This window comes from Bacillus thermozeamaize (genome assembly GCA_002159075.1).
Classification (GTDB): domain Bacteria; phylum Bacillota; class Bacilli; order ZCTH02-B2; family ZCTH02-B2; genus Bacillus_BB; species Bacillus_BB thermozeamaize.
The window spans coordinates 60610-70707 of sequence record LZRT01000085.1; the positions used below are offsets into that span (position 1 = coordinate 60610).

Annotated in this window: 7 protein-coding genes, 4 tRNA genes and 1 pseudogene; 10 read left to right on the forward strand and 2 right to left on the reverse strand. The window is 47.6% G+C overall.

Annotation, left to right across the window (positions count from 1 at the left end; genetic code table 11):
• The first annotated feature begins 58 nt into the window (after positions 1-58).
• Positions 59-1864 (forward strand): hypothetical protein, encoded by a 1806-nt coding sequence (locus BAA01_15650; protein OUM86860.1) that lies wholly within the window; start codon positions 59-61, stop codon positions 1862-1864.
• Between the two features lie 102 nt (positions 1865-1966).
• Here the strand turns inward: BAA01_15650 and BAA01_15655 are convergent, their stop codons facing one another.
• Positions 1967-3130, reverse strand: coding sequence for a D-alanine--D-alanine ligase A (locus BAA01_15655; protein ID OUM86861.1), 1164 nt, complete (start codon positions 3128-3130; stop codon positions 1967-1969).
• Between the two features lie 140 nt (positions 3131-3270).
• On the opposite strand from BAA01_15655, the gene BAA01_15660 reads away from it, so the two are divergent.
• The 9 genes from BAA01_15660 (at position 3271) to BAA01_15700 (ending at position 9439) form a co-directional block, all read left to right on the forward strand.
• Entirely contained in the window at positions 3271-4122 is an 852-nt protein-coding gene (locus tag BAA01_15660; GenBank protein OUM86862.1) for a phosphatase, read from the forward strand.
• Between the two features lie 158 nt (positions 4123-4280).
• Positions 4281-4357 (forward strand) — tRNA-Asp (locus BAA01_15665).
• 77 nt (positions 4358-4434) lie between these two features.
• Positions 4435-4510, forward strand: a tRNA-Met gene (locus BAA01_15670).
• Positions 4511-4549: 39 nt separating this feature from the next.
• Positions 4550-4638, forward strand: a tRNA-Leu gene (locus BAA01_15675).
• 61 nt (positions 4639-4699) lie between these two features.
• A tRNA-Val gene (locus BAA01_15680) sits at positions 4700-4774 on the forward strand.
• Between the two features lie 918 nt (positions 4775-5692).
• Positions 5693-6916: an integrase gene (locus BAA01_15685; protein ID OUM86863.1), complete on the forward strand. Its 1224-nt coding sequence runs from the start codon at positions 5693-5695 to the stop codon at positions 6914-6916.
• Positions 6913-7686 (forward strand): AAA family ATPase, encoded by a 774-nt coding sequence (locus BAA01_15690; GenBank protein ID OUM86864.1) that lies wholly within the window; start codon positions 6913-6915, stop codon positions 7684-7686. Before BAA01_15685 ends, BAA01_15690 begins: the two co-directional genes overlap by 4 nt.
• Before the next feature lie 392 nt (positions 7687-8078).
• Positions 8079-8279 (forward strand): hypothetical protein, encoded by a 201-nt coding sequence (locus BAA01_15695; GenBank protein OUM86865.1) that lies wholly within the window; start codon positions 8079-8081, stop codon positions 8277-8279.
• A 401-nt stretch (positions 8280-8680) separates the two neighbouring features.
• Positions 8681-9439: a hypothetical protein gene (locus BAA01_15700; GenBank protein OUM86866.1), complete on the forward strand. Its 759-nt coding sequence runs from the start codon at positions 8681-8683 to the stop codon at positions 9437-9439.
• A gap of 256 nt (positions 9440-9695) precedes the next feature.
• Here the strand turns inward: BAA01_15700 and BAA01_15705 are convergent.
• A pseudogene (locus tag BAA01_15705) lies at positions 9696-10098 on the reverse strand (AAA family ATPase).

Consider the following 10098-nt stretch of genomic DNA (forward strand, 5'->3'; position numbering starts at 1 on the left):
GTCATGCCCCTTTTTTCTTTTCCTTCCTGGAATGAAACTCTTCTTGAGGAGGGAACGCATGGGTCACGTTAATCTGACTTCGCTCATGGTTGTGGTCTTGGTCGCTTTTCTGGTGCCGATTCTCATCCATCGCACGCGCCTTGCGATGCCTGTCGTCGTAGCCGAAATTCTCGCAGGCATGCTTATCGGGCAGACGGGCTTCAACCTGATCAAACCGGATGCTTGGTTAGAGTTGTTGTCATTGCTGGGGTTTATTTATTTGATGTTCCTCAGTGGCTTAGAGATTGATTTTTCGATGATCACGGCATCCGGCCGAAAAAAGGGAAAGGTCAATCCGCTCGTTGCAGGGAGCGGCGTGTTTATCCTGATCCTTCTATTGTCTTTTGTCCTGGCATTGGGTTTAGCGAAGATCGGTCTTGTGGATGATTTCTTTTTGATGACAATCATCATTGCCACGATTTCTTTGGGTGTCGTATTGCCCACGTTAAAGGAAAAAGGGATCGAGCGAACTGAAATCGGCCAGATATTCTTGATCATCGCCGTGCTTTCAGACTTTGTAACCATGATCCTGCTGGCTGTGTATGTCTCCTTTCATGGAAGAGGCAGCGGAGGGAAAGTGGTTTTTCTCTTATTTTTGTTTTTGGCCGTCTTTTTGGCGTACCGGATCGCCAAAATGTTGATGCATGGGCGGGGATTTGAAGGACTAGAAAAGGCCACCAGTCAGATTGGCGTGCGCGGAGCGTTTGCGCTGATCCTGTTTTTTGTCGCTTTGGCTGAGTCGGTGGGCGCGGAGGGGATTCTGGGCGCCTTCCTGGCTGGTGCGACGCTTTCCTTGCTTTCTCCGCGTCGGGAATTTGTCCACAAGCTGGATTCATTTGGCTACGGATTTTTGATCCCGATTTTTTTTGTGATGGTCGGGGTGCGGCTGGATCTGCACGGAATGCTTCAGGAACCGCATCTTTTGTTGTTGGTTCCGTTGTTGTTGCTGATCCTCTTTCTTTCCAAGATGTTGCCCATGTTATTGTTGAGGATATGGTTTCCCGGCCGGATCGTGCTGGCGGGTGGCGTTTTTTTGACGGCCACCTTGAGCCTGGTCATTGCTGCCGGCGAAATTGGCATGCAGCTCGGGTTGCTGACTTCGGCCACCCATACCGCTTTGGTTTTGACTGCGGTGGTTTCTTCCATCGTTTCGCCCATATTGTTTGACCGGATCTTTCCGAAACAGGAAAGCCGGCCCATGTCTGTTCACATTTTAGGGGCCAGCACGGTGACGTTGCCGCTCGTCAATGACCTGGTAAATCGAGGGGTTCTTGTCAAGGTGTTTACCACCGAAGCCACACAGGATGGAGATTATCCTTTTGTGCGATTGGAGCAGCTGGAAAAAGAAACATTGCGACAGACAGGTTTCTTTCACGCAGATGTGGTCGTATGCGGTACGGGTAACGGGAAACTGAACCTGGAAATCGCACTGGCGGCAAAGGAATTGGGGATGGAACATGTGGTATGCATTTTGGAGGATCCGCTGCTTCAGGAAGAAGCCCGCAAGCATGAGATCCACCTTTTCTCCTCGGCATTGGCGGGCAAAGCCTACCTGAAGGCGATGGTTCTTTTTCCGCGCCTTTTGGATTGGATTACGTTGCAGGATGAAGCGTCCACACTGGTCGAGGTGAGGATGCAAAATCCGATGTATGAAGGCCGAAAGCTGAGGGAGATTCCGTTTTTGGGCGACGCGCTCATCCTCCGAATCTACCGGGACGATGAAAGCATCACGCCTCATGGTGATACGGTGCTGCAGCTAGGCGATACACTGCTGGTCAGTGGCGGGCTGGAGCATGTCACGGTGTTGCGGGAACATTTTTCGTGAGCCTAAAAAACCCCTATTCGAACCGGTACCGGGTTCGGATAGGGGTTGGCAGGATAGGGCATTTCATCATTTGGAATTTTGTGGGGCATCTTATTCTTTGACTTATGTCTTTTTTGTGGAAGAGACTGGGGAGCTGGACAGGGAATCAGGGAAGATCTGAGTCTTTTTCTTTTCCTCATGTCTCTCCAGGGCGAGTTGAATCAACCGATCAATCAGTTGCGGGTAGGAGATGCCGCTGTGCTGCCATAACAAGGGATACATGCTATACTGGGTAAAACCGGGCATCGTGTTGATTTCGTTGATCAAAACCCGTCCGTCGGAACGGCAGAGGAAGAAATCGACGCGTGACAGGCCGGAGGCATCAATGGCTTTGAAAGCTTCAATGGCCATCTCCTGGATTTGCCGTACCGTGCTTTCCGGCAGTTCGGCCGGGATGATGAGGGCGGATTGGCCATCAAGGTATTTGGCCTCATAATCGTAGAATTCCTTTGACGGAATAATTTCCCCGGGAATGGAGGCCAGCGGTTCATCGTTGCCGAGGATGGCCACCTCAATCTCGCGCGCATCGACGTAGGCTTCGACAATGATTTTCCGGTCGAACCGGGACGCGGTGTCCATGGCGGTGAGCAGTTCTTCTTTTGTTTTTGGCTTGGAAATGCCCACGCTGCTCCCCAGGTTGGCGGGTTTGACAAAGCAGGGAAGGCCCAGCCTGTCGATAATTTCTTCTAAGACGCCGGAGCGGTTTTTTTCCCAGTGGTTCCGCGTGTACACTAGGTAATCCACTTGCGGCAGCCCCCGTGAGGCGAAGACGGTTTTCATCATCGCCTTGTCCATACCGACGGCCGAGGCGAGGACACCGGATCCGACGTAGGGGATATCCGCCAGCTCCAGCAGTCCCTGGACGGTCCCATCTTCACCGTTCGGGCCGTGCAGGAGGGGGAAGACCACATCCACATCTTGTGGAGAGCCTTTGGGTTGCCCCGGTGGGGCCACTGACCGGCAGGCCGGAAAAATGCCTGAAAGCCCTTGGACAGCGAGGCGGCAGGAACCGTTTTGTCCGTCCAGCCGCAACTGCTCGGGTGAAGCGGGCGGCCGGGTGATAGTTTCTCCCTGGATCCACGTGCCATCCAGCGTGATGTATGTTGGGATGGGCTCATACCGAGAAAGATCCAATGCGTTCAATACGGAAAAGGCGGTCTGGATGGACACTTCGTGTTCACCCGATTTCCCGCCGTAGAGTAGGGCCAAGCGAATTTTCTCAGTCATAAAAAACCTCCTTTGCTCCTTCTCCATTATATCGGATCATCGCCTATTGGTGAGCAGAAAGTGAGACGGCGGCCATCTTGACAACTATCATTCATTTGCGAAATGTTATTCTTATGTAGAGAAAAGGAGCGGTCAATGAGATGGAGCGAGCAGATTTGCATACACACACTCGGGCATCCGACGGATGGCATTCAGCCGAAGAGCTTTTGCTGATGGCCCGCAAGGCAGGCCTTCGAGCGATTGCCGTCACGGATCATGACACGGTAGGCGGCTTGCAAGAGGCATTGGACATCGGACAACGGCTGGGGATTGAGGTTGTCCCTGGGATTGAGATCAGCACCTTATATGAGGGAATCGACGTTCATGTTCTGGGTTACTATGTCGATTTTACTGATCCATGGTTTCTCCGCCGGCTCGAGGAACTTCGCGACACGCGCGATTTGAGGAACCGAATGATTGTGGAACGATTGCGGGAGCTGGGAATAGAGATTGACCTCCAAGAAGTTTATGCGAAGCAGGAGCGAGGGGGGAATGTCGGAAGGCCGCATATTGCCGCTGTCTTGGTCGACAAGGGAGTGGTGGGTTCGGTGGAGGAGGCCTTTGAACAGTACCTGGGAACAGGGAGAAAAGCCTATGTCGTGCCGCCGCGGATCAGCCCGCTTGAGGCGCTGGAGTTGATTCACCAGGCGGGCGGTGCATGTGTATTGGCGCATCCCGGTTTGTACGGAAAAGATGATCTCATCGAACAAATGATCGCAAAAGGGATGGATGGGTTGGAAGTTTACCATCCGGATCACGCTTCGGATGAAGAGGCCCGTTATTCGAGGATGGCCGAGGAAAAGGGGTTGATTATCACAGGGGGATCCGATTTTCATGGCGTCAGAGACGGCCGGGCATTTCATGGCCCGATCGGAGCGAAGACGGTCGATATGTCTGCCGTCCACGCATTAAGGGAGCAAGCGATGGCTTGGAGGAAGAAAACGCAATCATAATTAAGCACAATCTTAAATCAAAAGACCTCTCCTTTGTTCATCATGGAAGCCTGCCTCACTCTTTGTGTCTCAATGTGATGGCAGGTTTTTTCTTTCCGTGGTGGATTCTTTTATTGCAAGATCAAGCCACTTCAGTTATAATGGTTCGTGTCATACAGGGAGCCGTGGTGAAGCTGGAGTTCACGCCTGCCTGTCACGCAGGAGGTCGCGGGTTCGAATCCCGTCGGCTCCGCCATCCTCAAGGAAATTCTGGTGCACTAGGATTGACAGCGGCGAGAATTTGGCTTATGATAATTCTTGTCTCTGACACATGGGCCTATAGCTCAGTTGGTAGAGCGGTCGGCTCATAACCGATTGGTCCCAGGTTCGAGTCCTGGTGGGCCCACCAGTACCCCTTTTTCAAGAATTAAGGGATAAACGGCATGTTGCCGGGGTGGCGGAATAGGCAGACGCACAGGACTTAAAATCCTGGGGTGGGTGACCACCGTACCGGTTCGATTCCGGTCCTCGGCACCATTTCATAACGAACTGGCAATGAAATTTGCTTGTAAGGATGGTTCCAGTCATCATATTATATGGGCAGTTAGCTCAGTGGGAGAGCGCCACCTTGACACGGTGGAGGTCGGAGGTTCGATCCCTCTACTGCCCACCATAACAGCGCAACGAAACCCTTGAAAATCAAGGGTTTTTTCTATTTAGGGCAGTAAATAAGATCACGTAATATCATATAATACAGATGCTGTTCAAGCAATTGGTGATAAATTGATGCCAAATGAAACTACATGCTTTTTTCCTTGAAAAAAGCGCATCGAGTTTGGTTGCCGCTTCGCGATCAGCAGATTGCAAGGCATGGCCAAAAGTGTCCATTGTGATGCGTATGTCGACATGTTCAAGTGGTGCAGAAATGATTTTTGCAATATTGCACCATATTGCAGAAAAGAAATTGGCGTTCCTTCTCTTTCCAAAGGTCAATGTTCTTTAGTTTTTGTCCCGCTTTTCAATTGCTACAATTTATCATGCAAATGGTAGTTTCGATGTTACACCGCAGTAAAACAATGATAAAATAACTAAATTAAGAGGATATCTTGATGATGCAGGAAAGATTGAAGGTGATAACTTGGCTTTTCACTTCTCAAATTTTATAATCACAATGCTGTTTTTATTAATCATATTTTTGTTTTTTATAGGATGCTTGTATTTTTTGGGAAAATTTTTGAGATGGATCATTCATAAGTAAATAAATGAATTAGACTGGCTATATCTTATAGACAAGATTTTAAGATGGATCATCCTTAAGTAAATATTAATTTTAGGCTGGCGTTTATTTTGCCAGCTTTTTTATATAGTAAAGGTGAAAAAATTGGCCACCTGGCTATGGAAGTCAGGTGGCTCGAAGGGCTGGTATTTATTTTTTCGCTCTAAATCGATACAAAAACACCTGATTTCCGTTTACTGGTTGTTAACGCCGACGTATAATTGACCCGGGATCGCCAAAAAAGAATTGACCCACCCCTCAACAAAAGGTACCCTTCGATATGTCGGAAAAAACAAACATCGGAGGGGAAACCAAATGTCAAGGAGTGGGACAGTGATATCATTACATGAAATGAAGGCATCTGGCAAGAGTATTCGCGCCATCACCAGAGAAACCGGTTATTCACGAAACACCATTCGGCGATATCTAAGATCAAAAGGGGTCTTTGAAAGAAAGCCACGCGCAAAACGGCCTTCGAAATTGGATCCATATAAACCTCTTCTGGATGAGTTGATGGCCCAAGGAATCTACAACTGCGAGGTCCTTTTCGAACGCATTCGGGAACAGGGATACCAAGGCGGCCGGACCATTCTCAAGGACTATGTGAAAGCCTTCCGTCCCCCAAAACAAACACCAGCGATTCAGCGTTATGAAACCAAGCCCGGTGAATATGCTCAAGTGGATTGGGGAATGTGTGAGTATGTTGACCCTGAGGGGCAGGTACATAAAGTTCCGGTGTTTGTGATGGTCTTAGGTTATTCCAGAGCCATGTACATCGAGTTTACGAAACGCTGTGATACCCACAGTTTCCTTCGGTGTCTGATTCACGCGTTCGAGTATTTCGGGGGCATTCCTAAGATCATGCTCACGGACCAGATGAAAACCGTTGTGCTTGGGATGGGAGAGGATCGCAAGCCACGCTGGCATCCCCTGTTTGCCGACTTTGCTGCAGCCATGGGTCTTGTGCCAAAGGTGTGTCAAGTCAGGCGACCACAAACCAAGGGGAAGGTGGAGCGAGGTGTCCGCTTTGTTAAAGAGAACTTTATTCCAGGCAGGCAGTTTGTCGATCTGGGGGATCTCAACCGGCAAGCCCTGCAGTGGTGCGATGCGAAAAACAAACGGATTCACGGGACAACTGGAGAACGGCCAAGTGAGCGCTTGCTTCAGGAAAAGTTGCAGCTCCTGCCACCAAAAGAAAGGTGGGCGAAATATCTTCACGAGCCGCGCCGGGTCAGTCGAGACCGGTTTGTCAGCTACGATGGGGTGCGTTACGGGGTTCCCTGGCAATATAGTGGTCGTGAGGTGATGGTGCGGGAAGTCAATGGGATGCTCGAGATCATGGTTGATGGGATACCGGTTGCCAAGCATGAGAAAGTTCACCGATCACGAGCGATTGTCCTTTGTCCAGGTCAATACGCTGGTTTAAAAGCGGCCAACGGTTACACCCACCCACGCCCTCAGGCGAAGCAGATACTGGCTCAGGATGTGGAAATTCGTTCGCTTGAGGTCTATGAACGCCTGATGGAGGTGGGAACATGATTGAACTGGAACAAGCCCGCGCCCGGTTGCACGAATTGGGACTGGAACAGGCAGCCCTTCAATTGGATGCACAGCTGGAAGCCGCAAGTCGTGAGCAAAGCACATACCTTGCTTTTCTCAACCATCTCTTGGATGTTGAGACCTCCGAACGGCAAAAGCGAAATCTGGAGGTTCGGACCAAACTGGCCCATTTGCCCTACCGGAAAACGCTCGATGAATTTGATTTTGCCTTCCAGCCCAGTATTGATGAGCGCCTGATTCGTGAATTAGCTACGATGAGCTTCATTAGTCGCAATGAGAATGTCCTGTTTCTCGGTCCTCCTGGGGTAGGCAAAAGCCATTTGGCAGTGGCCTTGGCCAATGAGGCGATCCATCAAGGCGTCTCCGTTTACTTTGTCAGCATGTCGTACATGATGGAAGACTTGCGTAAGGCGTACACAGAGAACCGGTTGGACAAGCGGTTGCGGGTGTATCTCAGACCCCGCATGCTTGTGGTTGATGAGGTCGGATATTTGCCTCTGGACAACATTGCAGCCAATCTCTTTTTCCAGGTGGTGAGTGCCCGTTACGAGCGAGGGAGTATCTTGCTGACAAGCAACAAAAGTTTTGGAGAGTGGGGAGAGTTGGTAGGGGATCCGATCTTGGCAACAGCAATCCTGGATCGCCTCCTCCACCATTGCCATGTCATCAACATCCGTGGAAACAGCTATCGCTTGAAAGAAAAAGTGAGGGCTGGGATCTACGGAACACCGCCATCAATGACACGATGAATCACCCGTGGTGGGTCAATTTTAAACTGGCCAAAGTGGGTCAAATATAATCCGGCCTTGACACTGGTGGATGAAACAAAGGTGTTTGTCATCAATCTGAGACCTGGCAAGTGCCAGATCTCAGATTGATGACAAACACCATTGCTCCGTCTACCAAAAAGGGGAAACCTGTTCAATATGAAGTGAATCGGATTTTTTCCAATTTCACTTTTGCATTACCTCATGTTGTGATGCAAACACATCTACTGGAACAAAAAAGGATTTAATGCAAAAGGTTCATAAAAATAAATGAATGATCATTTTCTTTTAATGTTGTATAATTGTGATGTATTACAGAAGTAGTATTTAAAAATGTCAGATTTAGCAATTGGCGTAAGGAGGGAATAAGAAGCGTGATTATAATTAAACTTTTATGGTTGGTTTTGTTTTTCGGGATATTATCAGCGGTTATTGTATTTTTAAGGAGAAGCAGATCACAGGAAGAAATGACAATTAAAAGTCTTCTTTTTTTAATCTTCGATGCAGTTTTGTTTTTTTTTGCTGCGATGGTTCTGTCCATCTTAATTGGTATAGCAGATATAGTTTTTCAATAAATAGAGCTTGTTGAATAAATCAATGGAGAAAAACACCTGCTCTCTGTCGAGTTTTGCTGTAACGACTGACTTTAGTTTCTATTTTGATGTTTATCTGTTCCACGGAGCCTTGCAGATTTCACCCCATGGGATAAGTCTACCAACCAGTCACAGAAATAAGAAAAGATTACCCACATCACATGTCGGCGGTAGCAATTTTGACAAAAAGTCGCGGATTCTCCAAGTGATACCTCACTTTGAGAATTGAAAAGAATCGTTCCATCTAAGCATGCATCTCCATGTCGAAAATTGACGAAAAAGTGATATACTATTTATTATTGACAAAATTAAACATTTGCTTTAAACTTCAATATACCATCTTCTCTTTGCCAAAAAATATATTAAGGAAAGGGATGATAGTAATGAAGAAGTTTTTCCTTATCATGTTGTCTGCTATTTTTGTAATTGTTAGCTCTATTTTAGGTGGAATTGAAGTCAATGCAGAAACAAATGCAACTTCTTTAGAGGACATTAGTAAGATTGAACTTGATTCAAAATTGAAAAGCGATGAGCCAATTATAACTTTGGAAGCATATAATCAGCTTCTGAAAAAGAATGGTTTACCAACCGTCACACATGAAGTAAAAATTCCAACCTTCAGGGAAATCAATGAAGCTTTAGCAAAAATGAATGTTTCTCAAGATAATCCGTATGAGCAAGTATATTTGGGTGACGGTTTCTATATTGAAGCCATAGTTTCCGAAAGAACTCCTTCGAATGATAATTTATCCGTGTCAGGTACTTCAGATGTTAAACCAATGGCTGTGTATTCTACAACAGCAAAAGGGACAATTCACTTAAAAGGATTTTTTGGGTTGATAAGAGTTGCATCTCTAACAATGTCGGTAAACTATTCTTATGACCCTAATCCTCCTGCAAAAATTGTCAGTTACCAAAACACGCCAACTGTAGCGCCATGGGCTCTCCCTCCTGGCACATATAAAGTATTAATGGCAAAAAATCTTCGTATTGACCCTGCAGGCGCAGTCATGGATGCAATAACAGATGTTGAATATGATTCCGTACCGGATTATAACGTCAAGTTCATAGGACATATGGAACTTCGTTACACAGCAACAGGGACATATTACATTCATGATAGTTGGTTCATCGCTCCCTAGGAATCAAACAGAGGTAAAAAGGTTAACCGACACTCTCGAGAATCTACAACCCATGATGGATTGCAGTTTATGATTTCGACAAAAAAGCCTGTAGACAAAGCTCCAAACGGAGCCAGGTCTACATGCTTTTTTTGTCGAATTTATACAGGAGAAATCCATCGAGGTGAGAGGTGTATTTGTCAACTCAAAAATCCGCCATTCGCTCATTTAATTTTCCCCCACCTTTGAGTGACCAGTTGCGGAAATGGTTTTACGATTATTCGGTCAACTCTTGTTTCGCAAGCCACTCCTTCGTTTCTTTCATGCGGTACGAATTCCCGTTCATGTTCACGAGGTACGACTGATGCGTCAACCGATCGATCATGGCAGCAGTCATGACGGGATCCTGAAAGATTTCACCCCATCGCTCAAACGACAGATTGGTCGTGATGATCGTTGACTTCCGTCCCGCACGGAGTGACAGATGGGTGCATAATAGCTCGGCACCCTCTTTGTCAAAGGAGATGTATCCCATCTCGTCTGCGATCACCAAATCATACTTCTCGAACCGATTCTGAAACACGCGCAGCGTTTGCTCCGACCGGCACTCCTTTATGCGGTTGACAAGCAGAGGCACCGTTGTAAACCACACTTTGTAACCTTCCAGGCAGGCTTTTATG

What these genes read in the sequence shown, in the direction of transcription:
- BAA01_15650 (OUM86860.1), top strand. Translation starts at nt 59, where the DNA reads ATGGGTCACGTTAATCTGACTTCGCTCATGGTTGTGGTCTTGGTCGCT.
- BAA01_15655 (OUM86861.1), bottom strand. Translation starts at nt 3,130, where the DNA reads ATGACTGAGAAAATTCGCTTGGCCCTACTCTACGGCGGGAAATCGGGT.
- BAA01_15660 (OUM86862.1), top strand. Translation starts at nt 3,271, where the DNA reads ATGGAGCGAGCAGATTTGCATACACACACTCGGGCATCCGACGGATGG.
- BAA01_15685 (OUM86863.1), top strand. Translation starts at nt 5,693, where the DNA reads ATGTCAAGGAGTGGGACAGTGATATCATTACATGAAATGAAGGCATCT.
- BAA01_15690 (OUM86864.1), top strand. Translation starts at nt 6,913, where the DNA reads ATGATTGAACTGGAACAAGCCCGCGCCCGGTTGCACGAATTGGGACTG.
- BAA01_15700 (OUM86866.1), top strand. Translation starts at nt 8,681, where the DNA reads ATGAAGAAGTTTTTCCTTATCATGTTGTCTGCTATTTTTGTAATTGTT.